This window comes from Streptococcus sanguinis SK355, from assembly GCF_000212855.1.
GTDB classification, from domain to species: Bacteria; Bacillota; Bacilli; order Lactobacillales; family Streptococcaceae; genus Streptococcus; species Streptococcus sanguinis_A.
On the sequence record NZ_GL890993.1, the window covers coordinates 214,999 to 238,291 of the forward strand.

26 protein-coding genes are annotated in these 23,293 nt (G+C 41.1%); 2 read left to right on the forward strand and 24 right to left on the reverse strand.

From position 1 onward, the window contains the following. Window positions 1–307 precede the first annotated feature (307 nt). The 12 genes from HMPREF9389_RS10215 to rlmB all read right to left on the reverse strand — a co-directional run bounded on the left by HMPREF9389_RS10215 (window position 308) and on the right by rlmB (window position 9,600). Entirely contained in the window at window positions 308–970 is a 663-nt protein-coding gene (locus HMPREF9389_RS10215; protein WP_002927828.1) for a YoaK family protein, read from the reverse strand. 440 nt (window positions 971–1,410) lie between these two features. Then, window positions 1,411–1,695 carry a hypothetical protein gene (locus HMPREF9389_RS10210; protein ID WP_225915803.1) on the reverse strand — a complete coding sequence of 95 codons (285 nt, stop codon included), beginning with the start codon at window positions 1,693–1,695 and terminating at the stop codon, window positions 1,411–1,413. A gap of 69 nt (window positions 1,696–1,764) precedes the next feature. Next, entirely contained in the window at window positions 1,765–1,899 is a 135-nt protein-coding gene (locus HMPREF9389_RS12295) for a hypothetical protein (RefSeq protein WP_268869284.1), read from the reverse strand. Between the two features lie 43 nt (window positions 1,900–1,942). Then, window positions 1,943–2,281, reverse strand: a complete 339-nt coding sequence (gene cadX, locus HMPREF9389_RS10205; protein WP_000711078.1) for a Cd(II)/Zn(II)-sensing metalloregulatory transcriptional regulator CadX — start codon at window positions 2,279–2,281, stop codon at window positions 1,943–1,945. Between the two features lie 11 nt (window positions 2,282–2,292). After that, window positions 2,293–2,907: a CadD family cadmium resistance transporter gene (locus HMPREF9389_RS10200; RefSeq protein ID WP_002927835.1), complete on the reverse strand. Its 615-nt coding sequence runs from the start codon at window positions 2,905–2,907 to the stop codon at window positions 2,293–2,295. A gap of 706 nt (window positions 2,908–3,613) precedes the next feature. Further along, on the reverse strand, window positions 3,614–5,716 hold the full coding sequence (locus HMPREF9389_RS10195; protein WP_002927837.1) for a heavy metal translocating P-type ATPase: 2,103 nt from the start codon (window positions 5,714–5,716) through the stop codon (window positions 3,614–3,616). Between the two features lie 19 nt (window positions 5,717–5,735). Then, complete coding sequence (locus tag HMPREF9389_RS10190) at window positions 5,736–6,185, reverse strand: CopY/TcrY family copper transport repressor (protein WP_002908710.1); 450 nt, start codon at window positions 6,183–6,185, stop codon at window positions 5,736–5,738. A gap of 291 nt (window positions 6,186–6,476) precedes the next feature. After that, window positions 6,477–6,869, reverse strand: a complete 393-nt coding sequence (rpsI, locus tag HMPREF9389_RS10185; RefSeq protein WP_002902303.1) for a 30S ribosomal protein S9 — start codon at window positions 6,867–6,869, stop codon at window positions 6,477–6,479. A 19-nt stretch (window positions 6,870–6,888) separates the two neighbouring features. Further along, window positions 6,889–7,335, reverse strand: coding sequence for a 50S ribosomal protein L13 (rplM, locus tag HMPREF9389_RS10180; RefSeq protein ID WP_002893769.1), 447 nt, complete (start codon window positions 7,333–7,335; stop codon window positions 6,889–6,891). 180 nt (window positions 7,336–7,515) lie between these two features. Next, the gene (locus HMPREF9389_RS10175; RefSeq protein ID WP_002927850.1) at window positions 7,516–8,379 is read right to left on the reverse strand and encodes a DegV family protein; all 864 of its coding nucleotides are present in this window, start codon (window positions 8,377–8,379) and stop codon (window positions 7,516–7,518) included. After that, on the reverse strand, window positions 8,369–8,890 hold the full coding sequence (locus HMPREF9389_RS10170) for an NYN domain-containing protein (RefSeq protein WP_002927852.1): 522 nt from the start codon (window positions 8,888–8,890) through the stop codon (window positions 8,369–8,371). Before HMPREF9389_RS10170 ends, HMPREF9389_RS10175 begins: the two co-directional genes overlap by 11 nt. Next, window positions 8,887–9,600, reverse strand: a complete 714-nt coding sequence (gene rlmB / locus HMPREF9389_RS10165; protein ID WP_032906152.1) for a 23S rRNA (guanosine(2251)-2'-O)-methyltransferase RlmB — start codon at window positions 9,598–9,600, stop codon at window positions 8,887–8,889. Before rlmB ends, HMPREF9389_RS10170 begins: the two co-directional genes overlap by 4 nt. A gap of 166 nt (window positions 9,601–9,766) precedes the next feature. Here rlmB and HMPREF9389_RS10160 point away from each other — a divergent pair, with 166 nt between their 5' ends. Next, a complete protein-coding gene (locus HMPREF9389_RS10160; RefSeq protein WP_002927861.1) occupies window positions 9,767–10,732 on the forward strand; it encodes an aromatic acid exporter family protein in 966 nt (321 codons plus the stop codon). Between the two features lie 78 nt (window positions 10,733–10,810). Here HMPREF9389_RS10160 and HMPREF9389_RS10155 read toward each other — a convergent pair whose 3' ends face one another. The 12 genes from HMPREF9389_RS10155 to pnp all read right to left on the reverse strand — a co-directional run bounded on the left by HMPREF9389_RS10155 (window position 10,811) and on the right by pnp (window position 21,348). Continuing rightward, the gene (locus tag HMPREF9389_RS10155) at window positions 10,811–12,658 is read right to left on the reverse strand and encodes an APC family permease (protein WP_002927864.1); all 1,848 of its coding nucleotides are present in this window, start codon (window positions 12,656–12,658) and stop codon (window positions 10,811–10,813) included. A 524-nt stretch (window positions 12,659–13,182) separates the two neighbouring features. After that, window positions 13,183–13,575, reverse strand: coding sequence for a protein-export chaperone SecB (locus HMPREF9389_RS10150; RefSeq protein ID WP_002927867.1), 393 nt, complete (start codon window positions 13,573–13,575; stop codon window positions 13,183–13,185). 9 nt (window positions 13,576–13,584) lie between these two features. Then, window positions 13,585–13,917: a hypothetical protein gene (locus HMPREF9389_RS10145; protein WP_002927870.1), complete on the reverse strand. Its 333-nt coding sequence runs from the start codon at window positions 13,915–13,917 to the stop codon at window positions 13,585–13,587. A gap of 13 nt (window positions 13,918–13,930) precedes the next feature. Then, window positions 13,931–14,524: a hypothetical protein gene (locus tag HMPREF9389_RS10140; protein ID WP_002927872.1), complete on the reverse strand. Its 594-nt coding sequence runs from the start codon at window positions 14,522–14,524 to the stop codon at window positions 13,931–13,933. A 138-nt stretch (window positions 14,525–14,662) separates the two neighbouring features. After that, window positions 14,663–15,094 (reverse strand): DUF6892 domain-containing protein, encoded by a 432-nt coding sequence (locus HMPREF9389_RS10135; protein WP_002927875.1) that lies wholly within the window; start codon window positions 15,092–15,094, stop codon window positions 14,663–14,665. Window positions 15,095–15,113: 19 nt separating this feature from the next. Further along, window positions 15,114–15,506, reverse strand: a complete 393-nt coding sequence (locus HMPREF9389_RS10130; protein ID WP_002927877.1) for a Mini-ribonuclease 3 — start codon at window positions 15,504–15,506, stop codon at window positions 15,114–15,116. Next, window positions 15,499–16,842 carry a cysteine--tRNA ligase gene (gene cysS / locus HMPREF9389_RS10125; protein WP_002927880.1) on the reverse strand — a complete coding sequence of 448 codons (1,344 nt, stop codon included), beginning with the start codon at window positions 16,840–16,842 and terminating at the stop codon, window positions 15,499–15,501. The genes HMPREF9389_RS10130 and cysS overlap by 8 nt, the downstream gene beginning before the upstream one ends. A 17-nt stretch (window positions 16,843–16,859) precedes the next feature. Further along, window positions 16,860–17,381 carry a dihydrofolate reductase family protein gene (locus HMPREF9389_RS10120; protein ID WP_000301974.1) on the reverse strand — a complete coding sequence of 174 codons (522 nt, stop codon included), beginning with the start codon at window positions 17,379–17,381 and terminating at the stop codon, window positions 16,860–16,862. A 26-nt stretch (window positions 17,382–17,407) separates the two neighbouring features. Beyond that, on the reverse strand, window positions 17,408–18,175 hold the full coding sequence (locus HMPREF9389_RS10115) for a nucleoside phosphorylase (protein WP_002927883.1): 768 nt from the start codon (window positions 18,173–18,175) through the stop codon (window positions 17,408–17,410). A 13-nt stretch (window positions 18,176–18,188) separates the two neighbouring features. Next, window positions 18,189–18,407: a YdeI/OmpD-associated family protein gene (locus HMPREF9389_RS10110; RefSeq protein WP_002927886.1), complete on the reverse strand. Its 219-nt coding sequence runs from the start codon at window positions 18,405–18,407 to the stop codon at window positions 18,189–18,191. Window positions 18,408–18,437: 30 nt separating this feature from the next. Then, entirely contained in the window at window positions 18,438–19,055 is a 618-nt protein-coding gene (gene cysE, locus HMPREF9389_RS10105) for a serine O-acetyltransferase (RefSeq protein WP_002899011.1), read from the reverse strand. Between the two features lie 91 nt (window positions 19,056–19,146). After that, entirely contained in the window at window positions 19,147–21,348 is a 2,202-nt protein-coding gene (gene pnp / locus HMPREF9389_RS10100) for a polyribonucleotide nucleotidyltransferase (RefSeq protein WP_002927888.1), read from the reverse strand. A gap of 521 nt (window positions 21,349–21,869) precedes the next feature. Here pnp and HMPREF9389_RS10095 point away from each other — a divergent pair. Beyond that, window positions 21,870–23,231 carry an MFS transporter gene (locus HMPREF9389_RS10095; protein WP_002927889.1) on the forward strand — a complete coding sequence of 454 codons (1,362 nt, stop codon included), beginning with the start codon at window positions 21,870–21,872 and terminating at the stop codon, window positions 23,229–23,231. The last annotated feature ends 62 nt before the right edge of the window (window positions 23,232–23,293 follow it).

Here is a 23,293-nt window from a genome sequence, read left to right on the forward strand (position 1 = left end):
AATACCGGAGGACCAGATCACATTTACAGTTTATTACGCTTACCTTAAATCAGCTACACCGTCATCAGAAGTACAAGATTTATTTAATTTTATTAAATCATACAAACAAAAAGAACTTTAGCTCGCATCCCCAATAGCTAAAGTTCTTTTTAATATAGAGAGTCTTGTCTACAAAATACAGTAATTAGAAATGAGAACTTAGAAATTCATCTTTTCAAATAATTTATACTGTTTCCAATTGTAATTATTTTTCACCAGTGTTACTTCTTCTTTTCTTCTGCAAATACCGCTTCCCCTTGTTCATATTTTAAAAGCGCTTTTCTTTTTCCGACTTATAAAGTGAAAGAATAATGATTCCTAAAACTAGACTAACTAGCCAAATGGCCATTGCCTGTATGTATTTTTCTAATAGGGCTGACAGGATTGCACCGATAATAAAGCTTGTTACTATAATCGTGTAGTTAATAGCTTGTCTGAAAAAATGAGATTCTCCTTTAATGAACTGATACCACGAAGTTAACATCTTACGATAGTTTCCAGAAGTCATCATAATGGTATAGGGGTAATTTTCAATTTTTGTATCAGAGAAAGTAAACATTAAAAGCCCTGTACAAAAAGATAAGAGAGGGACAATTAACAAAGGAATAGGTGGGAGGAAGGGGATGAGACAAGTTACATAAAATAGTGGAAGAAGATTGTGGATTTCCCAATAGCTTGAGTAAATACGATTTTTTAGAGAGTTGGCAACTAAGAAACCTATAGAAAAAAATAAAATAGACAGGATCCGTAGAACGCTAGAGGATAAATGAGAATCTCTAAAATCAGATATTAAGAGAACAATATTTCCGGTCTGAGTTGCAACTAGAGTTTTATATTGTAAATGGCAGAAGACATCAATTGCCCCGCCAGTAAATCCTAATAAAGCAGAAATAAAACGGGTATCTCTGGGTCGAATTGCATTAGATTTCATTACATTTCCACTTTCCTTATCATTTATTTTTTAAGTTATTATAACATAAATATGTATTATCTTGTATGTTGTTCATTGGATAAACTAATTATTAGATTCGGTCTAATCTCTCCCAAAATGTGTCCAAGATATTTACGGAAATCCAAGATTCAAATATTTGGGGGAAACAGAAAAAGCATCCCGTATTTTTGATACGAAATGCTTTCAATAAATGTAAATAAGTTTTAACGTTTACTAAATTGTGACGCTTTACGAGCTTTCTTAAGACCTGGTTTGGAAAGTATGGATTTCAGTTGGACTAAAAACAGCGTAATATCAAGGATTTTCTGAACAATATCTACTTTTTAATTTCATAAAATCTGAATCAATATTTTTAAAATAGGGGAATAGTTTAGGTCTCTAAGCATTAAAATAATACACCTAACTTTGGTCACCGTTTTTTAGTTATTCACTCTTTTTTCGGATAGTGTTTTTAAAGTTATGATGTAAAATGCCGCAATTAAAACACTATACATCATAATCGGAGGATAGACAATTAAAGATAGAATCAATCCCACTCCTTTAATTATTAGGTCAGGTATCAATAACTTTCTATATTGTGCGGTAGCTTCAAGTAATTCTTTCTGATCTATATTGGGTTTATCAATTACTTTATGTAAAAACCAGTTTGCTACCGTTGAAACAATAACGATCAGTCCATAAAAGAGCTGTGCCGTGTGATTCATGAAATGACTACTAACTATTCCAGTAGCATAGGGCATAAATGAAACAAAAAATAAAAGATACAAATTCTTTCAAATTCCTCCCTTTTCAACTTGGCTAACTTGACCTGCATTACCTAGGTCGCTTTGCTTTAAATTATACTTTTTTCTTAAACATTTGATACGAGCAGGTATTTCTTGTGAGTAATTTTCATCAAAAAATTTCATATATAATCTCCCTATAATCATGGAAAAGTAGTAAAAATAGTTGTTATCCTAGTTGATTAAAAAAATCTCTGATTTCCTCATCTTTTATAAAATAATATATAATTTTCCCCTCTCTTCTAGTGTCCAAGATGTTTTGATTGGCTAGTTTACGAAGATGGTGGGAGGCAGATGCCATACTGAGATTTAATAAACAGGCTATATCGCAGACACAGAGTTCTTCGACGGCAAGGAGATAAAAGATGATATTTATCTGTTTATTATCGGTAAATTTTGATAAAATGCGAAGTGATTTTTGGACTTTTTCCTTTTCAAGGTAGTTCGTTGCGGTTGTAACATTTTGTTGATTTATAACATCCACTTGACAGATACTATCTTTTTTCATAATTTTTTCTCCTAGCCTAACACAGCCCATAGCATGTCAAAGCTGTTGTTTTCAATCAGGATATACATCCCCAATCCTAAATAGACAACGGCAATAAACCATCTGCTATATTTTTCCAAAGTTTCTCCAACAGAAGGGACTTGTGCTAATTTTTGGGCAGAAAAAACCAAGAGATAAATCATGACTAGAAAAGTAAGTAAAGTCACTATCATATTCGCTAAATTTAAGGTGGTAAAATATGGGACAAAGACACCAATATTGTCAGCGCCACAACTTGCAAAAGTAATCATAGCGACTAGAAAAATCAGGTTTTTATTGTCTTTTCGCAAACCATCTTTTGCAATAGCTTCTCCATCAGAATCTCCTAAAAGCAAAACTTTGACGCCTAGGAAAATTGGAATCAAACCGAGTAAACCTAAAATCTCTTTACTAGGAATATAATTTAAGACAAATGCAAAAAGCAAACTTAGGAATATTAGACTAACAGAGCCTAGAAATTGTCCTAAATAGATGTTAATGATGTCCTTTCTGCTTTTTCTTTTGGCAAAAAATAACATTAGGATAATAAGTAAGTCTACGGCTGTCCCAGAATACAGGATTATTGAAGTAACAATATTTTGAATCATAAAACACCTCATTCAAATATATTTTTGAATGTATTCTAACATTAACCTTTGTAGATGTCAACTTAAAATCCACCAATTAATAATTGCATGTCAATATTTGTATTGTGAAACTAGTTTCAGAAATATATAGTCTTAAAGTATGTCCACTGCGAATGGTTTTTTCAATATTTAAGAGGAGATTTATAATGGTTCATTTCTATAAATTTATAAACGAGTTATATATTTTGTTTAACCAATTATTAACTATTTTTATCAATAATCACTTCATTAATTTGTACTTTTTAATTTTGATTTATTTTTCGTGCATATTTTATATGAATTTAATTCTAATACATTTTAAATAAAAAATACGCAATTTTAATTGGCACTGACCCCCGTAAATGAGAATTAAATAAAAACACCTCCAAGTTGGATTTGGTACAATATAATCAAATGCTCATGGAGGTGGCTTTTTATGGTTTAAAAACGTGTGGAGACGGTGGTATTATTGTCAAGAAAATAGAATAACAAGCTATAAAACTGTCGAAATAGGTGGCTTTTAGGATTTTAAAAGAAATCAGTTCTATAATAAATTAAAAATCGTGTTGGTAGAAAAATCCTCTACTTCTACCAACACGATTTTACAAAGAACCAGTACTTACATCTCTTTTTCTCCTGTAAAACTATTGTATCTTGATACTTTATGGAGTTTCAATCATTCGATCTGTTAACCGTTATTTTTTGGATCTAAACTTAATAACATAGCATTAATGGCGACGATGACTGTTGACACAGACATTAGGATTGCTCCTAATGCAGGGCTTAATGTGATACCAATAGGAGCCAAAATTCCTGCAGCTAGAGGGATAGCTATAAAGTTATAACCAGCTCCCCAAAATAGGTTTTGTTTCATTTTACGAGTTGTTTTGTGTGCTAATTCAATGAATGATTCAATATCTCCTGGATCGGATTGAGTCAATATGACATCAGCTGAATCCAATGCAACTTGAGTTCCAGCACCTATAGCTATACCAACATCTGCTAAGGCAAGAGAAGGAGCATCATTTACACCATCACCTACCATGATAACTTTCTTTCCTTCATCTTTAAGTGTTTTAACTAACTCATATTTGTCTTGTGGAGATTGATTTGATCTATATTCAATCCCTAAATCTACTGCCGCGCCTTGAGCCGCTTTTTCATTATCACCTGTTGCCATAATTGGTTGAATATTGTTCTTTTTAAGAGCTTTAATTAACTCTTTACTCGTTGGTTTTAATTCGTCCCCTAAAGCTACAGCACCAATGGCATCATCGTTTTCTACTAAGACACTAAGAGTTGCTCCTTTTGGAATATCCATATCAAGATTACGTCCATAGGCTTTTTGACTGATTAATTGGTAACGGTGCCCACCTGCTTTACCCTCTACTCCAGCACCGGAAATCACATCAATCGAATCAAAAGATGCTGGACGTATATTTTGCTGCTCGGCGAAACTTATAATTGATTGAGCAATTGGGTGGCTAGATCCTCCTTCAATACCTGCCAATAAGGCAATGATTTCCTCTTTTGTATATTTGTCATTAAGAAGTTTTACATCTAATACTTTAAATTCACCAGTTGTTAAAGTACCCGTTTTATCTAAAATCATCACATCTGCATCTTGAGCTATTTCTAAGGCTTGGCGGTCTTTTACTAGTAAGCCACGGCTAGCTCCTAAGCTTGTGCTACGGGCGGTTACCAATGGAATAGCCAGACCCAATGCGTGCGGACAAGCAATAACTAATGTAGTAATAGTAAATATAACTGCCGTTGGGATATCTCCAATAATCATCCACACTACAAAAGCAATTAGCGCGACAATAACAGCAATATAGAAGAGCCACCCTGCAACCTTTTGCGCAATACTTTCTGCCCTGGAAGGCTGACTTTGAGCTTGGCTAATTAAAGTCTGTACTTGAGAGATAAAGGATTGATCACCTGTCTCAAGCACTTTAATATAAAGTACCCCTTCTCCATTTGTTGAGCCCCCGATTACTTCATCGCCAGGGCCTTTTTTAACTGCTTTTGATTCTCCAGTCAAAAGAGCTTCATTTAAACGTGATTCGCCACGCTCGATAATCCCGTCTGCTGGCACATTTTCTCCGGCTTGAACACGAATTAAATCACCTACCTTTAAGTCAGCAACTGGTCGTGTTTCAATTGAATCGTCTTCTAATACAACGTGAGCATCTTTCGGCACTAACTTAGCCAATTCTGCTTGTGCGTCTCCTGCTTCTCCAATAGCTTTCATCTCAATCCAGTGACCTAATAGCATGATTAATAGTAATGAAGCAAATTCAAAGAAAAAGTCCATCACGTGTTCACCCGTTACGTAGGTAATGATCACAGCATAAATACTGTATAAATATGAAACACTTAAACCTAAAGAAACGAGTGCCATCATTCCAGGTTTTTTTTGTTTAAATTCGTCAACTGCACCTTGATAGAATGGACGTCCACCATAAATAATTAATATAGTAGATAAAATAGCTACTACAATATCATAATATGGAAAAGTAAACTGGAATGGTAGTTTAAATCCATGTATAGGGGATAAGAGCATAATAATGATTCCTAGTGGCAATGACTTTAAGAAAAGTTCCTTAAAGCTTCCGTGATGATGGTGGTCATGCCCACTGTGCCCGCAGTGATCATGCCCAGCATGATGTACTTGATGTTGATCCTTATGGTATCCATGTTCATCTGTGATTCCATGCTCGTGTTTTAACTTATCCATGTCGTCATAATCATGGTGATTATGGGACGAATATTTGTTGTCATTATTCATTTTAAATTCCTCCTTATGCTTAATGATGATGTAAATGACATTCGCATTGTCCTTCTGGACAATTGCAATCCACTTCTTCTACTGCGAAAGATTTTTTCATCTCTAATATTTTTTCTAGTCGATCTATATCATCGAAGCTTAAAACATGATCTTCAATGATGCTTCCTATTACATTTCCGACTTTCTTATTGCAAATACGGTTAAAAATATCTTCTGCATAATCCCTTACGGCTTCTGTCTCTTCAATATTGGCAGTGTAAATAAACTTTCTACCTTCATGCTCTGTATTTAGTACGCCTTTTCCAACTAATCGACCTAAGATCGTTTTGATAGTGGATTGTGTCCAGTCCATTTTTTCTTGCAATACGGAAATGACTTTTTTACTAGTTACTCGATCATTTGCCCAAACTACACGCATGACTTCCCATTCTGCATCTGTGATATAAGTATTAAATTCTATTGTGCTCATTCTCCTTCCCCCTAGTTGTCTACAGATGTAAACAAATATATTTAAAATAAGTTTACCATTGTAAACGAATTATGTCAAGTCTTTTTATTAAATTCTCACTTTTTGGGGTCAGTCCCTTAAAACATGCTATTTTTATCATTGATAAATATTAATAGCTAACTTTCCGAAAAATAAGTATTTTGCGACTAAAGTCGTTAGAGCTAGCCTAATTGTGTACCGCCAGTTCTCATACAAAAAATACCTTGCAAGTTGCAAAGTATTTTCGTTTGTATTGTGCTTCCCAGCAACGAATTAACGTTTTGAGAATTGTGAAGCTTTACGAGCTTTCTTAAGACCTGGTTTCTTACGTTCTACCATACGGGCATCACGAGTAAGAAGGCCTGCGCGTTTCAATGAATCGCGGAAGTCTGGGTCTACTTGAAGAAGGGCACGAGCGATACCGTGACGGATAGCGCCTGATTGACCAGCGTAGCCACCACCATCAACGTTTACGAAAACGTCGTATTGACCAACAGTTGAAGTAACTGCGAATGGTTGGTTGATAACCAAACGAAGGTCAGCGTGTGGGATGTACTCTTCAACATCTTTTTTGTTTACAGTGATTTTACCAGTTCCTGGAACAAGGCGAACGCGTGCAACAGCGTTTTTACGACGTCCAGTACCTGCATATTGTGCTTGTGACATAGCTTATTTGTTCCTTTCCTTAGATAAGTCCTGAAATATCAAGAACTTCTGGTTGTTGTGCAGCGTGAGTGTGCTCAGCGCCTACAAATACTTTCAATTTCATACCTTGAGCACGGCCAAGAGTATTGTGTGGAAGCATACCTTTAACTGATTTTTCGATCAAACGAACAGCGTTCTTAGAGCGAAGTTCACCTGCTGAGATTTGTTTCAATCCACCTGGGTACATAGAGTGAGTGTAGTAGATCTTATCAGTAGCTTTTTTACCAGTCAATTTTACTTTTTCAGCGTTGATAACGATTACGAAGTCACCTGTATCAGTGTGTGGTGTAAAGGTTGGTTTGTTTTTTCCGCGAAGTACGCTTGCTACAACAGCAGAAAGGCGTCCAAGAGGGACATCAGTAGCGTCCACTACATACCATTTGCGTTCAACTTCACCTGGCTTAGCCATGTATGTTGTTTTGTTCATGATTTCTCCTATGAATATCGTTTTTGTTTACAGGGCGGATGTTCCGGTCCGCGAGTTATTTGAAAGGTTCCGGGGCCTTACAAATGGGGTAAACAATACCGCCTACTATCATATCAAAAATAGTAGGCAAAAGCAATAGATTTGAAGCAATTATTTATGAAATAGCGATTTCATGTTTTCTTAGTCTTGAATGTCTTGGGCGATACTAAAGAGTCCCAAAGTTCCAGGACCGGTATGGGTAGAAATGACAGGTCCCAAAGGCATGAGGAGAACTTCCTCCACTTGGTCGCTTTCCAGCAGCTGGGCTTTTAGACTCTCAGCCACTTCTTCAGCTCCTGCATAGGCGATAACCACCCGCGGGTCAGCAACTCCCTCCAAAGTCATACGGACTACTTCTGCCTGCGCCTTTTTCTTGCCGCGAACCTTAGCGACCGAGTCCAGAGTCCCATCTCCCTTGACAGCGATAATCGGCTTGATATTGACCAAGCTCCCCATAAGCGCAGCAGTTTTGGAAATCCGACCGCCCCGCATGAGGTGATTGAGGTCATCAACCAGAAAATATGTCTTGACCTTAGGCACCAAGCTCTCAATCAAGTCTGCTGTCTGCTCCAAGGTCTGGCCAGCCGCTCTAGCCTCTGCCGCCTTCATGACTAAAAGTCCTTCACCCATAGAAGCTGCTTTGGTATCAATGATGTGAATCAGTGCATCTGGAAAATCTTCCAAGACTATCTCCCGCGCCATGACAGCACTCTGATAAGTACCTGATAGGGCCGAAGCAAAGGCTACATAGAGAACTGGCGTCCCTTCCTTGGCATAGGTTCGAAAAACATCTTCAAACTGGCCGACATTGATCTGACTAGTAGTCGGCTTGCTGCCGGACTCCATCTTATCCAAAAGTTCTTGGCTGGTCAGCTTGCCTGCGCCAACTGTCTCATAAGTTTGGCCATCTAGCTGAATGGTAAGGCCTAGGACCTGCACATCATTTTCCTGAGTCCAGTTTTCTGGCAGGTCTGCTGTTGAATCGGTTAAAATTTTAAAGGTCATCTTTTTTCTCCATCATTTTTTGTAAATCGCGCAAAGATTGGCTGTCCATCGGTCGCAAGGGCGGTCTTTGCAGGTTGATTTGTCCGCTCAGTTTATTGAGGTCTGATTTGGTAATAGCCACTCGCTTCTCTAGCTCTCTAGCGGATACTCTCAAAGCCCCTTGGGCAAAGACAGTCCACTGCTCATTGAGATCGCTAGTCGCAACCGACACCTGATTTTTGGGTGTGTTAAGTTCAGCTGCCAAGCGCTCGATATAGTCATCCGCCGTTTCCTCCTCCTCGGTGAAAACGACTTTTACATTAAACTCTTCATAGGTCTGCCGAACTCCCGGCATATACTGGGCATCAAAGACGCAGATAACTTCCAGTCCTTCAAAGCTGGCATAATTACTGAGTTTCTGGAGCAGAATCGTTCGTGCAGCATCTAACTCTCCGCGGTTAAAGTAAGGACGAGTCTCCCGCCAAAAGGCTGTCATATTGTAGCCGTCCACCAGTAAGATTTTTCTTTTCATAGGCGATTGCGAAAGACTTCATACATGAGAATAGCCGCTGCGACACTGGCATTGAGGCTCTGGACATGGCCATTCATGGGAATGGAAATCATCTCGTCCACTTGTTTTTTAATATTGCTGGAGATTCCCTTACCTTCGTTGCCGATAATGAGGGCCAGCTTGCCTGCTGTATTCCACTTATGAGAAGGCGTCCCCTGCATATCCGTCCCGAAAATCCAGAAACCAGCTTCCTTGAGCTTATCTAGAGTCTGGCTGAGATTGGTCACACGCGCAATTGGAATATGCTCAATGGCACCCGTTGAGGTCTTGGCTACGACTGGTGTCACACCGACTGCCCTGTGCTTGGGAATGATGACTCCAGTCACATTGGTCGCGTCAGCCGTCCTCAAGATAGAACCCAGATTGTGCGGATCAGTCAGTCCGTCCAAAATCAATAAGAGCGGATTGTCTTCCTGCTCTGCTTTTTTCAAAAGCACCTCGAAGTCAGTATAGGCAAACTCCGCCACTCGCAGAACAAATCCCTGGTGAACTGCCCCGTCGGTCATCTCCTGCAAGGTCTTCTTAGGTGTCCAAGATATGGAGACCTTTTTTTCCGCTGCTAAATCTTTGATTTTATCGACCTTTTTACCACGCAGGTCGTCTTGAATGTAGAGTTTATTTCCAGTGTTAGCTGCGAGAGCCTCTGTCACCGCATGCACACCGTAGACAATATCGTTTTTTCCATAGGACTAGTATAACACAAAGGCGAAAAAATGGCGGCAGGATTTACTCGGGCGAGACAGAATTCTGCTCTGATAAAAAGCAATCAGCAGGCCCTAAGATTCCCCGCTAGTCATGCTATAATAGAAAGAAGTCTAAAAAAGGAAACTCTTACTCATGTCTCTCCTCCAACGCACCATCAAGCTAGTATTAGCTACCTGTCTCGCTGCTTGGCTGGCTGACTTTTTAGGTCTGACCTACTCAACTTCAGCCGGAATTATTGCCATCCTCAGCGTGACTGATACCCGCCGCAGCACTGCAAAGCTAGCAGGCAATCGCTTTTTATCTACCCTGCTGGCTCTTGCTATCGGAAGCCTGGCCTTTCACTTTCTAGGTTTTCATCTCGGAGCATTGGCCATCTATATCGCACTCTATGTGCCTCTGGCCTTTCGCCTTGGCTGGGAAATAGGCATTACACCCAGCACCGTCCTGGTCACCCATCTGCTCTTAGAAAAATCTACTTCCTGGTCTCTGCTTGGAAATGAGCTAGCTCTATTTCTTATTGGAACTAGCTTTGCACTCCTAGCCAATCTCTATATGCCCTCGCGTCAGCAAGAGATTGACAGCTACCACGAGCAAGTGGAAGAACAGCTGAAAAAAATTCTCCTGCGCTTTGAGTATTTCTTAAAAGCTGGAGACGGCCGAAATGATGCAGCTCTGATCAAGGAGCTGGACAAGATTTTGCAGCAGGCCTTGCAGCTGGTCTATCTGGACCACTCCAACCACCTCTTTCACCAGACCAACTACCATATCCACTATTTTGAAATGCGGCAGGCCCAAAATCGTATCCTGCAAGACATGGCCAGCAATATCAACAACTGCCAGCTAGCAGCCAGTGAAAGCTTGATTTTAGCCCGCCTCTTCTCCCAGACCGCTAAGCAACTGAGCCAAGAAAATCCCGCCCGAGACCTCTTGGACGAGATTGAAAACTATCTAGCCGTTTTTCGCGAGCGACCACTCCCTAAGACCCGCCAAGAATTTGAAACCCGCGCCATGCTCCTGCAGCTCCTGCGAGACTTGGAAAACTTTATTAGAATTAAGGTAGAATTTTACGAAAATTACCAAAAGGTGCAAGCAAATTAGCTCTGCGCTATTTCCAATAAATAATAAAAGGAGTTGAAAAATCTTCAACTCTTTTTCTCATTAATCAAAAGCGATCGCTCATTCTTTTAAGTGATAAGAATAGCTTGCAACCACAACATCCTCATACCATTTCAGATAGTATTTCAATTTCAAGCTCATCTGGTTATGCAGGACATTTTGCCATCTCTTTTTAGGTATAAATTGAGGTACTAGGACCGTCACTGTTCGGCCTTCTTTTTTGGCTCGCTTGGCCACCTTAATCACATACTGAACTGTCGGACTGATAATATTGCGGTAGCTAGTCGTGACTGTCTCAAAGCGAATATCTGGGAAGTACTCAGCAAATTCCTTGGCGACTTCAGCATCTTTTTCAGCAGTTTCTGCTGTTGAAACATGCATTGCTACGACTTCATCTCCGATACTACGAGCATAGCTCATCGCACCAACACTGACTCGGGTGACATTCCCGACCAGGACAATTACTGTATTACCAGTGTAGTTCTGACGCTCGATATGGTCATGCAATCTCAACTGTTTAGCGACTCTATTATAATGCTGCTTGATAGATAAAAACAGCCAAGTCAAGACAATGATAATAGGGAAGAAAGGCCAAATATCTTGAAGGCGGAACAAGAGTAAGATAAGGACAATCCCGTAACAAATAATCGCTCCAAGGATATTCGCAATCGAATGCTTCAAGAAATTATTTCCATATTTTTTCTTCCAATGGACAACCATACCGGTCTGGGAGAGAGCAAAGGGTACGAACACACCAATCGTGTACAGGGGAATCAAGCGTTCTGTATTTCCCTTAAAGATGAACAAAAGAGCAATGGCACCAAAAGCCAAAGTGAAAATGCCATTAGAATAGCTGAGACGATCTCCTTTTTCCATGTACATATGTGGCATGTATTTATTCTTAGCCATATTGTAGGAGAGCATAGGAAAGGCTGAAAAGCCTGTATTGGCTGCCACTGCTAAGATCAAAGCTGTTGACAATTGGAAAACATAGAACAAGATGCGACCAAGGGGAGTGCTTCCCAAAATCGCTTGTGCCATCTGAGCCAATATCGTTACACCTTTGACAGGCACGATGCCAATCCAATAATTCAAGAAGGTAATGCCCGCAAACATGATGCCTAGGATTAAAGCCATAATCGATAGGGTGGTTGCAGCATTATGGGCTTTTGGTTTCTTGAAAAAGGGAACCGAATTGGAAATAGCTTCCACTCCTGTCAAGGAAGCAGAGCCGCTGGTGAAAGCACGAAGCAGTAAGATCAAACTTACTCCAGCAATCGGACTACCAATCCGCGCGGTTGCGTGATAGTCTAAATTTCCTGTCAGGATTTGCACAAAACCAAAACCAATCAACAATAAGGTGCTGACAATAAAAAGATAGACAGGAATCATCAAGGAAGTGGCCGATTCTTTTAATCCTCGGAGATTCATTAGCATCAACAAGAGAACTAAGAAAATGGAAATATGTAAATTGTAAGGATGTAAGACGGGAATTGCAGAGGTAATTGCGTCCGCTCCAGAAGCGACTGAAACGGCTACTGTCAACATGTAATCTACCAGCAAGCTTCCCCCAGCGATCAAACCTGCCGTTGGAGATAGATTTTCTGTCGTCACCATATAAGCTCCTCCTCCTTGAGGGTAAGCATGGATAACCTGACGGTAAGAAATCGTTAAACTCGCTAATAGAATCAATACGACAATTCCTATGGGAAGCGACCACCAAATGGCACCAATAGAAATAGACGTCAAGACCAAAACAACCTGCTCTGGTCCATAAGCAATAGAAGATAAAGCGTCACTGGAGAGCATAGCCAAGGCTTGCATCTTGGTCAATAAATGACCATCATCGCCCTCTTTCCCAGATTTTAATGGGCGTCCAATAAAAAAGCCTTTTAACTTGGAAAACATAAGTTCCTCCTTTAAAAATATGAGCCATTCTACTCCTTTTTGGAAAACATGTCAATACTTTTCTGAAAATAAATTTTCATAAATTTAAACTTCCTGCTTTTTATCCAAGTGCTTGATGAAAACCATCTCAGTAGATATCAACATCATTCCCCAATCTCACTAGCAAAAATTAAGTTGAAGTCTGGGTGCTCATAGCCTTAACTCAGCATCTATTGAATGCTTTCCCAAAATCGAGCAGAATACCATGCATGATTTAACTAGCAGGTCAGGAACCACGAAAACGGAGATGAGCTAATCCCGAGCAAGGTAGCTGGAAAGAACTCAAACAATATATTTAAAGTTTTAAACACACTCTTCTACAAAATTTACCTGTTTTCTGGAGACATCGTGCTTGTTTATATGGGAATTACCAAGCCAATATACGTATCAAAAAACGGCTCTATAATTCCTACAATGGTTTTACCCACTACAGAGATTATAGAGCCCTTCTTACTATCTGTAATTTATATATTTATAAGGAAACTTTACTCAGATGATGGTTTCGTGAAATTTATAGTAGGTAAAACAACCGCATTTTCATTATCCAATGATGTGATTATAGATACAACGCTTCGTACATAAGGAAAAAGAATAGCTACTCCATTTACGCTCAAGAACTCTTCGGCACGTTCTATATCATGAACAGTAAAAAATCCTGACAATTCTATTATCAATTTTCTGTTATTATTCTCATCATTTACTGTTGTTTTTATAATTAATTGTGCATTTTTTCTATCTTCTGTCAACAAAGACTTAACTTGTAACTTCCCCTTATCTTTGTCTTCACTTAACCCTTCTTCATATATAGAATAATCAATACTATTAATTCTATATCCTTCAAATTCGATAGGTACCCGTTCCATTATTAATCCCTTCATTTTCTATTACTATGCGGCCAAACCAGTATTATGATCTCTCATTTCACAATGTGTCTCAAATTCAGTAACTTGAACAAATTCCGCTTCTAATTTACGATGATTAATTTGGATAGAATTTTCGTACTCTAGAACAGAACCCCTAAGCTCAACAAATGATTTATCAAAAGTATAATCTTGACCAGTGGATGTTTTAAATGTAAGATTTTCTTCAAAACATTCAATTTCTTCATACTGCTCCTCAGAGTATTCCTTAATAAGGCCATCAACGTACTCTTCCGTTATTAAGTCATCCAAGAAGCTTTTATAAGTCTCTTTATCTATAATTTTACTCAATTTTATCATCTTTACCTCTCCACTACATCAACGAGACCGTCTTTAATACCTGATTGTCTCTAATACAATATTCAAAACCATTTGCAACATATGAACGATTTGATCCTTTTATTTGCGAAACAGTCATTGCTTTAACCAATATAGCATGTTGCGAAGTGCTTTGCGCATTGATAACATCCTTAATAAAATGTTCAACAAGCGCCCCTTCTAAGGAAGACTGATTATCATTACGAAAAACTTTTTCTAAATCTTTATAATTAGGCTGAGAAACTATTCTCTCCTTATATTCTAAAAAATAGTCAAGTGTTTCTTCATCAGTTAAATCAAGAATGTACTTTTCCTGATTATCATCCAATACCAAAGAAACGGTCAATATACAAGAACCCTCTGCCGACATTTTTTCTTTTCTATATAATTCTGCAAGAACTTTTGAAGAAAAAAAATAGGAACCATAGCCTAAGCTTCCGGGCTTCTTTTTAACCCTAGAAATCATTCTTGAATTTGCACCTTCTCTTTTTACCAATGGAAATCGAATTTCTGGCTTAGGACAAAATCCCTCATCCTTTATTTTATCAGCATTCACTTTATTTGTTGCATGATACAAAAGATACTCCATATATACTCCTAGCTAAATATAATTTTAGCGTAAAAAAACTTTTTTTACAAGTAGTACACCGTTAAGATTTAAAAATTTGCTAAATATTAAAATTTTCATAGTAATTTTTAAAAAATTTAGCATAGGAAAATTTAGAAATTATTCTTCAATCTCAATTCCTTTGGATTCAAATAAATCACGTACTTCTTTAGAAAATGGAAAGATTGTTCCGTCAATAGTTTTTAAATTCGAAAACTGCGATAGCTCCTTTTCAGTCACATTTTCCAAATCAAATTGATTATCTTCACCATCCCATAAAGGGATTAATTGCGCATAGATATCATTACCTCCATCAAAGAAGAGGCTTTCCACATTCTGCGCATACTCTTTAGGTATTTCCAATCGTTCGAAATAAGCCTCTACTTCAGGAATTGGTGTTTCATCGAAGTCTTCTGGATCTACAGATAATTTCTCAGATTCACAAAAACTGTAAACATTAAAACGTGGCTCAAGCACGTTTTGTTCATACATCAACTCCTGAATAATAGCCAACTTAAAATTAAAATTATCAAATTGTAAGAAATCACTCATAAACTAGTTCCTTTCAAAATCAGAACGAGGTCTCAATCTTCCGAATACACCAGTCAATCAGCTCTTCCAGTCGCTCAATAGATTCGGTCATATGCAGGTAGCCCATAACCGCTTCAAAGCCGGTAGACATGCGATAAGTGACGATATCTGTATTCTTAGCTTTGGTGTGGCTGTTGGCATTGCGGCCACGCTTATAGATATCCTCTTCCTTCTCCGTCAGAATCCCTTCTTCCAGCATGAGAGAGATAAGATTGGCCTGAGCCTTGGCAGAAACGTACTTGGTCGCTTCCCTGTGCAGCTGATTTGGCTTGGTCAGACCTTGAAAAATCAGGTGGCGCCGGATATACATGGAGTAGACAGCATCTCCCTCAAAGGCGAGAGCAATGCCGTTAATCAGGTTGACATCAGTCACGTGTCCACCTCACTCCGTCCTTAGTATCCAAAAGCTTGATGCCCTGAGCGGCCAATTCATCCCGAATACGGTCTGCAGTCGCAAAGTCCCGATTAGCACGCGCCACTTGGCGTTCCTCAATCAAGCGCTCAATGTCCGCATCCAAGACTTCTTCCACAAAGACGATACCAAAAACTTCTAAGAGCTTGGCAAAGGCTGCCTTGACTTCAGCGGTGTAGTTGCCAGAGTTGATCCACTTGGCTAACTCGAAGGCAACCGTGATACCGTTAGCCGCATTGAAATCTTCGTCCATAGCAGCGGTGAACTTATCTAGAAAGACCTGAAGCTGAGCAGAATCTGCCTGACCAGTGAAAGGCTGCTCATAAGTATTCTTCAAGTACTTAAGATTGGTCGCTGCATCATGAACTGCTTTTTCCGTGAAATTAATTGGCTTACGATAATGCTGGGTAGCAAAGAAGAAACGCAGCACCTGACCATCAATGGTCTTGAGGGCATCATGAACGGTTATAAAATTACCTAGAGACTTGGACATCTTAACATCGTCAATGTTGACAAAGCCATTGTGCATCCAGTAGTTGGCAAAAGTCTGACCAGTCTTGGCCTCTGACTGGGCGATTTCATTGGTATGGTGAGGAAACTCTAGGTCTGCCCCACCACCGTGGATATCAATAGTATCACCCAAAATCTCCGTTGACATGACCGAACACTCAATATGCCAGCCCGGACGGCCTGCTCCCCAAGGGCTGTCCCAGGAAATCTCACCTGGCTTAGCTGCCTTCCAGAGAGCAAAGTCCACTGGATTTTCCTTGCGGGCGGTCTCCTCGTCTGTCCGACCAGAAGCACCCAACTCCAAGTCTGCCAAGGTTTTGTTGGCTAGCTTGGCATAATTGTGAGACTTTTCCACTCGGAAATAGACATCGCCCTCTGACTCATAGGCGTAGCCTTTGTCAACCAAAGTCTGCACAAAGTCAATGATTGCCTCCATAAAGTCAATCACACGCGGATGCTGAGTAGCCAGCTTAACACCTAAGGCCGTCACATCCTCACGAAAAGCTGCGATGTACTTGTCCGCCACTTCTTTGGGAGTGATGCCTTCTTCCTTGGCGCGATTGATAATCCTATCATCTACATCTGTAAAATTGGAAATATAGTTGACTTCAAATCCCCGATACTCAAAATAACGGCGAATGGTATCAAAAGCTATTGTTGAGCGGGCATTGCCGACATGGATATAGTTGTATACAGTTGGCCCACAGACATACATCTTAACCTTTCCGCCCTCAATAGGTACAAATTCTCGCAAATCACGAGACATGGTGTCGTAAATTTTAATCATGCGGTCCACTCCCTTCTCTATTTCTGACTTTTTCGGCTGAAAACCAGCTCTGCAAAAGGGCCAAATTGTCTGAGGCTATCCAGTTGGTAAAAGCGCTGCCCTTCCTCTTGGGTAAAGAGGGGAACCCCCTTTCCCAGGATAAGGGGCGCTATCTGAATAATGAGGTGGTCGAAAAGATCCGCATCCAAGAGCGGTCCTACCAAGGAATTACCACCAATCACAAAGACATTTTTGCCTTTGTCAATCTGGTGAACAAAGTCCACCACATCCCCAGCTACTGGCTGGTAATTGCTGACAGGCAGGTGCCTATCATGCGTAAAGACATAGTTTTCCGTAGCTTGATAAAAACTTTCTACATCTTGCAAATCTTGGATTTCCTCAAAGGTCCGCTTGCCCATGATGGTGATATCCATTTGCCTGTAAAAGTCATCATAGCCTGTATCCTCTACAGAACCAAGCTGATGCAGCCAGTCTATCCTGTGCTGGCTGTCTGCCAAGTAGCCATCCATGGTGATACAGCCGTAAAAATATACTGCCATTCTTGTAGTTTCCTTTCTAGTTCTACTCAGTTCCTTTCTAGTTCCTTTGCTATTGTCAAAGCGATAGTGAAAAAAGTCATGGCATCAGCTGTCCGCTCTTCATGGCGGGCATCCCAGATTCGATTATGATGATCCACATAGTCAGCTGTGTAGAAGAACTGATAGACTTTACTCTTGCGAAATTGACTCCAAGCCATGATAGCTGAAGCTTCCATGTCCACCACTTTGGCTCCAGCAGCCAAGCGACGCTTGACCTTATCAGGCGTTTCTCGATAAAAGGCATCAGTCGTCCAAGACTTAGCGCGGATATGCTCGATATCGTGCTTGTCAAAGATAGCTTCCAGCTCGACCAGCAGAGACTCTTCATAGGCGACTTCATCACCTGGTGGGGCATAGTGATAGCTAGTCCCTTCATCTCGCAAAGCAGCAGCTGGCAGGATGATCTTATCCGCCTCAATTGAGCGGTCCAAAACGCCACAGGAACCTAGAATAATGAAATTCTTGAAGCCTCTAGCCGCCAACTCCTCCAGCTGGCCAACTATCATGGGAGCCCCAATCGGAGCCAACATAACTGCTAGCTTACTAGGACCTTGGCGGTAAATATACCATGGATGCTGTCCGTTTATGCTTTTCAAATTGCCTCCTGGATAGACTGCTTCTGACTCAATCAAACGTTTCAGAATTTCCCCGTTAAAGGATAGGATGATGGTTTCACACACTTCACCCTTATCAATAATCTGCCTATCTGTTGGCTCAATAACTCCAGCTACATCTTCAAATTCCTCTAATAGCATAAGTTCTCTTTCTTTAAGGCTCCAGCAAATCCACCTTCATCTTTTCTATGCGGCGCAGCTTGGTCTCATCTTTTTTTGCTTCACTGATATAGCGAGCCCATTCGCGCTGGTGGCTAGGCGGCAGTTTGGTAAAACGCTCCTTGGCAGGGCCGTTCAAACCTTCTTTTAGTTCAAGGACTACCTGGTTCAAAATAGCATCTGATAAATCTGACATGTCGGTTCCTCCTGTCATATTTCACTTCGATAGCTTTGCCAACCTTTTCTATAGACTTGATGAATGGTGGCTGGCTTCACGGGCATGCTCTAGCTTGTCTAGATAATATTCCCGTTTCTCCTCTACCTCATGAATGGTTGGTTCGTCCTTCTCACCGTGAACACGGACAATCTTGGCTGGAACTCCAACCACCGTCACATCACTTGGCACATCAGCCACTACAACTGCACCAGCTCCGACCTTGGCCTTCTCGCCAATCTCAATTGGTCCGATAACTTGGGCATGGGCAGAGACCAAGGCACCCCGACGGACGGTCGGATGGCGTTTGCCTGTATCCTTGCCCGTACCGCCTAGGGTCACACCGTGGTAAAGCATGGCTCCCTTCTCCACAATGGCCGTTTCTCCAATCACCAGTCCACTGCCATGGTCAATGAAGACACCTGACTCAATCTGAGCGCCGGGATGAATCTCAATCTGGGTCCAGAAACGCCAGAATTGACTATGCATGCGCGCCAGCAGCTTAAAGCCGTGCCGCCACAAAAAATGCGAGAGGCGGTGGGCCGCCAAAGCTTTAATACCTGGATAGGTTAGCAAGACTTCCAGCGACGTTCGTGCCGCCGGATCATTTTCCTTTACAATATCAATGGATTCCTTCCACCAACCCATGCTAGCCTCCTTCCTTCTCTAAACAAGGAGAGACGAGAACTAGGCTCGCCTCTGCCGATTTCTGATGAGGTCTACAGGGATAAGCGACCTCTTATTCTTCTGTTTTAGCGCTTTCTTGATGGTCCTTATGACCCTTGTGCTCCTTGCGCGGATGATGCCCCTTGTCATGATGATGTTTTGGCTTATCAGACTTTGGTGGACGAGGCAGCAATACTTTCATAGAAGCATCTACCCGACCTTTGGCATCAATCTTAATCACCTTGACATCCACTTCATCACCGATTTGTACAACATCTTCGACATTATTAGTCCGAGTCCAAGCCAGCTCTGAAATGTGAACCAGGGCATCTGTCTTGTCAAAGAGATTGACAAAGGCACCGAATTTCTCAATTCGAACAACCTTGGCATGGTAAACTTCATCCACTTTTGCTTCGCGGACCAAGCCAGCAATGATTTCCTTAGCACGATTAATCGCATCTTGGTCGCTGGAGTAGATGGATACATTGCCCTCTTCATCAATATCAATCTTAACACCGGTCTCAGCGATGATCTTGTCGATGGTTTCTCCACCTTTTCCGATAACAATCTTAATCTTATCCACATCAATCTTGATGGTGTCGATTTTCGGAGCAGTTGGAGCCAGCTCAGGACGCGGAGCTGGAATCGTCGCTTCAATCAAGTCCAAAATTTCAAAGCGGGCCTTCTTAGCCTGAGCCAGAGCTTCTGTCAGGATTTCTGCTGTAATTCCTTCAATCTTGATATCCATCTGCAGGGCGGTAATCCCTTCACGGGTACCAGCTACCTTAAAGTCCATATCGCCAAAATGGTCTTCCAAACCTTGAATATCGGTCAGAACTGTGTAGTTGCTGCCATCTGAAATCAAGCCCATGGCAATTCCAGCAACCGGCGCCTTGATTGGCACACCACCGGCCATCAGAGCCAAAGTGCCCGCACAGATAGAGGCCTGGGAGGAAGAACCGTTTGACTCCAAGACTTCCGCTACCAGACGAATTGCATACGGAAACTCTTCCAGACTAGGCAAGACTTGCTCCAGAGCACGTTCCCCAAGAGCACCATGTCCGATTTCACGACGGCCAGGAGCCCCATAACGGCCTGTCTCACCGACAGAATATTGCGGGAAGTTATAGTGGTGCATGAAGCGTTTCTTGTATTCTGGATCCAAGCCGTCAATGATTTGCGTTTCTCCCATTGGTGCCAGGGTCAGGACAGACAAGGCTTGGGTTTGCCCGCGAGTAAAGAGACCGGATCCATGCACGCGTGGCAGATAATCCACTTCTGCATCCAGCGGACGGATTTCATCAATCTTACGGCCATCAGGACGGACCTTATCTTCGGTAATCAAACGGCGCACTTCTGCATGCTCCATTTGCTCCAAGATTTCAGCTACATCACGCATGATACGGTCGAATTCTTCGTGGTCCGTATATTTCTCTTCATAAACTGCTGTGACTTGGTCTTTGACAGCCTGAGTTGCGGCTTCACGCGCCAGCTTTTCTTCTACCTGAACAGCCTTTTGCAAGTCGCTGTTGTAGGCTGCGACAATCTCTGCCTGCAGCTCTTCATCAACATGCAGCAATTCCACTTCAGCTTTTTCCTTGCCGACTGCTGCGACAATTTCTTCCTGGAAGGCGATCAATTCTTTAACCGCTTCGTGCCCTTTGAGAAGAGCTTCCAGCATGATATCTTCAGAAAGTTCCTTGGCTCCAGACTCTACCATGTTGATAGCATCTTTGGTACCAGCCACTGTCAGTTCCAAAAGTGAAACTTCTTTTTGTTCCTTGCTAGGGTTGATAATGAATTCACCATCTACATAGCCGACCTGAACTCCTGCGATAGGGCCGTTAAAAGGAATGTCAGAGATAGAGAGAGCCAGAGAGCTACCGAACATAGCAGCCATTTGAGGCGAAGCATCTTCATCATAAGAAAGAACAGTATTGATAACCTGAACTTCATTGCGGAAGCCTTCCGCAAACATAGGACGAATCGGACGATCAATCAAGCGGGCAGTCAAAGTCGCATCTGTTGAAGGACGGCCTTCACGCTTGTTAAAGCCACCAGGGTATTTCCCAGCCGCATACATTTTTTCCTCATAGTTGACCTGCAATGGGAAAAAGTCCCCAGTAGCCATCTTTTTGGACATGGTGGCCGCAGTTAAAACGGTACTTTCTCCATATCGAACAACGGCGCTGCCATTTGCCTGCTTTGCAACCTGACCGGTTTCAACTACCAGCTCACGACCTGCAAAAACGGTTTTAAAAACTTGTTTTGTCATAAAGACTCCTTGCCGAGCACATGCTCAAATTTTTTCATACGCCTTGGCTACAAAGATCAAGATATTAAGACCGTCAAAAGCAAAGTAAAAATAGGAAACTGGTGAAGTCTTCGATGAAGACAAGACAGTTTATCTTTTTTACACAGCTTTTAGGTCGTATTCAGTTCATCAAGATATTAAGCCCTTAAGCAACTCATAGGACGTGTTCAGTTAGCACTTTGACTTTAATATCATGGTCTTAGCAGCTTATTATATCCTCATCTTTGTATCAAGCACGTATAGACCTTATTTTACCACAATTTCAAGCAAAAGAAAAAGGCTGGAAATGGCTTTTTTCTATAAAAGTACTGAAAATCTATTTTTCTTTTCTATAGCTGATTATAGTTGGCTGTCAGAGTTCGTTTTTTCCCTTTCGATTCGTCAAATAGGATGGCGATATAGCCACTATTCACTTTTCAAAGAGGGATTCTTGCTTTATAATAAATACAGTGACTCATTTCAAACATGTAAAGGAGATAATCGTGCCAAATCATCAAACAGTTGAAAAGAAAGATTTTTTCTCACTCCTTGCGACAGCCTTAGTCAGCTTTGCAGGCATCTTATCTGAAACCAGTATGAATGTAACCTTCCCGCATCTAAGCAAGGTCTTTGGATTAGGATTGGGAACGCTGCAATGGATTACGACAGGGTATTTGTTAGCAGTGGCCATTACGATTACTTTAGGAGCAACCTTAGCCCACAATTGGAAAGAAAGAACCATCCTCTTTACCGCTTTGGCCAACTTTTGCTTGGGAACTCTGATTGCCATGTTGGCATCAAGCTTTCCCATCTTGATGATAGGGAGAATCCTGCAAGGAGGAGCTACTGGATTAGCCATTCCTTTGCTCTTTAACTTGATTGTTGAGCGTGTTCCTGAGCAAAAAATTGGAACCTACATGGGCTTGTCTGGGATGGTGGTCAGCCTAGCACCAGCAATTGGGCCGACTTACGGTGGTTTTATGATTAGTCGTTTTGACTGGCATATGATTTATACCTTTATTCTTCCTGTCCCAATCATTTCCTTTATTCTTGGCTTTTTCTTTTTAAAAAATTCCGAGAAGTCTAGGAAACGCGCCTTTGATCTCCTCTCATTTCTCCTCCTAGCAAGCTCACTCGTCTTTGCCATTGTAGCCATCTCCAGCTTAGAAGAAGGACATATCGATTGGCTCTATCTTGTTCTCTGCCTACTACCACTAGCTTGCTTCATCTATCGGAGCTTGAAAATCGATCATCCATTCCTAGATATTCGGATTTTAAAGCAACCAACGGTCTTATTGGCTATTTTACCCTTCTTTATTTTTCAATTTATCAACCTATCGGCTAATTTTCTGATTCCCAACTTCCTGGTCATAGAAAAAGACATTTCAACCGCTCAGGCAGGCTTTGCACTGCTTCCAGGAACCATGCTAGGAGCCTTCCTCTCTCCTCTCTTTGGCAAACTCTATGATAGAAAAGGCCCGAAACCAACCCTATTTACAGGAAATTCTCTTCTTTTCCTTGCTGTACTTTTGCTCCTTATCTTTACAAAAGAACTCACCTTAACAGCTGTTATTGCGATTTATATTTGCTTTACCTTGGGGCGAAACATGGCCTTTAATAATACACTAGCTCTAGCCACGACTCAAGTTGATAAAGGAAAGACTGCAGATACGACTGCGCTGTTTCAGCTGGCCCAGACCTTTGCGGGTGCTATAGGTACCGCAGTAACGGCCGTCATCGCTAATCAAGCTCCCAATATGACAAAAGGAACTCAAAACGTCTTCACCCTGCTATTAGGCCTGGTTATCTTCGTATTCTTGTCTTATTTACTGCTTTTTAAAAGGATTGCAGCAAAGAAACATTGACTTTTATCCTCGATCTGATAAACAGCTAAAAATTACTGACTTATCCTTCTCCCCCAATTAGA

Coding starts and splice junctions, on each gene's coding strand:
- HMPREF9389_RS10215 (WP_002927828.1), bottom strand. CDS start 970: ATGAAATCTAATGCAATTCGACCCAGAGATACCCGTTTTATTTCTGCT.
- HMPREF9389_RS10210 (WP_225915803.1), bottom strand. CDS start 1,695: ATGAATCACACGGCACAGCTCTTTTATGGACTGATCGTTATTGTTTCA.
- HMPREF9389_RS12295 (WP_268869284.1), bottom strand. CDS start 1,899: ATGAAATTTTTTGATGAAAATTACTCACAAGAAATACCTGCTCGTATC.
- cadX (WP_000711078.1), bottom strand. CDS start 2,281: ATGAAAAAAGATAGTATCTGTCAAGTGGATGTTATAAATCAACAAAAT.
- HMPREF9389_RS10200 (WP_002927835.1), bottom strand. CDS start 2,907: ATGATTCAAAATATTGTTACTTCAATAATCCTGTATTCTGGGACAGCC.
- HMPREF9389_RS10195 (WP_002927837.1), bottom strand. CDS start 5,716: ATGAATAATGACAACAAATATTCGTCCCATAATCACCATGATTATGAC.
- HMPREF9389_RS10190 (WP_002908710.1), bottom strand. CDS start 6,185: ATGAGCACAATAGAATTTAATACTTATATCACAGATGCAGAATGGGAA.
- rpsI (WP_002902303.1), bottom strand. CDS start 6,869: ATGTCACAAGCACAATATGCAGGTACTGGACGTCGTAAAAACGCTGTT.
- rplM (WP_002893769.1), bottom strand. CDS start 7,335: ATGAACAAAACAACATACATGGCTAAGCCAGGTGAAGTTGAACGCAAA.
- HMPREF9389_RS10175 (WP_002927850.1), bottom strand. CDS start 8,379: ATGACCTTTAAAATTTTAACCGATTCAACAGCAGACCTGCCAGAAAAC.
- HMPREF9389_RS10170 (WP_002927852.1), bottom strand. CDS start 8,890: ATGAAAAGAAAAATCTTACTGGTGGACGGCTACAATATGACAGCCTTT.
- HMPREF9389_RS10160 (WP_002927861.1), top strand. CDS start 9,767: ATGTCTCTCCTCCAACGCACCATCAAGCTAGTATTAGCTACCTGTCTC.
- HMPREF9389_RS10155 (WP_002927864.1), bottom strand. CDS start 12,658: ATGTTTTCCAAGTTAAAAGGCTTTTTTATTGGACGCCCATTAAAATCT.
- HMPREF9389_RS10150 (WP_002927867.1), bottom strand. CDS start 13,575: ATGAAGGGATTAATAATGGAACGGGTACCTATCGAATTTGAAGGATAT.
- HMPREF9389_RS10145 (WP_002927870.1), bottom strand. CDS start 13,917: ATGATAAAATTGAGTAAAATTATAGATAAAGAGACTTATAAAAGCTTC.
- HMPREF9389_RS10140 (WP_002927872.1), bottom strand. CDS start 14,524: ATGGAGTATCTTTTGTATCATGCAACAAATAAAGTGAATGCTGATAAA.
- HMPREF9389_RS10135 (WP_002927875.1), bottom strand. CDS start 15,094: ATGAGTGATTTCTTACAATTTGATAATTTTAATTTTAAGTTGGCTATT.
- cysS (WP_002927880.1), bottom strand. CDS start 16,842: ATGATTAAAATTTACGACACCATGTCTCGTGATTTGCGAGAATTTGTA.
- HMPREF9389_RS10120 (WP_000301974.1), bottom strand. CDS start 17,381: ATGGCAGTATATTTTTACGGCTGTATCACCATGGATGGCTACTTGGCA.
- HMPREF9389_RS10115 (WP_002927883.1), bottom strand. CDS start 18,175: ATGCTATTAGAGGAATTTGAAGATGTAGCTGGAGTTATTGAGCCAACA.
- HMPREF9389_RS10110 (WP_002927886.1), bottom strand. CDS start 18,407: ATGACAGGAGGAACCGACATGTCAGATTTATCAGATGCTATTTTGAAC.
- cysE (WP_002899011.1), bottom strand. CDS start 19,055: ATGGGTTGGTGGAAGGAATCCATTGATATTGTAAAGGAAAATGATCCG.
- pnp (WP_002927888.1), bottom strand. CDS start 21,348: ATGACAAAACAAGTTTTTAAAACCGTTTTTGCAGGTCGTGAGCTGGTA.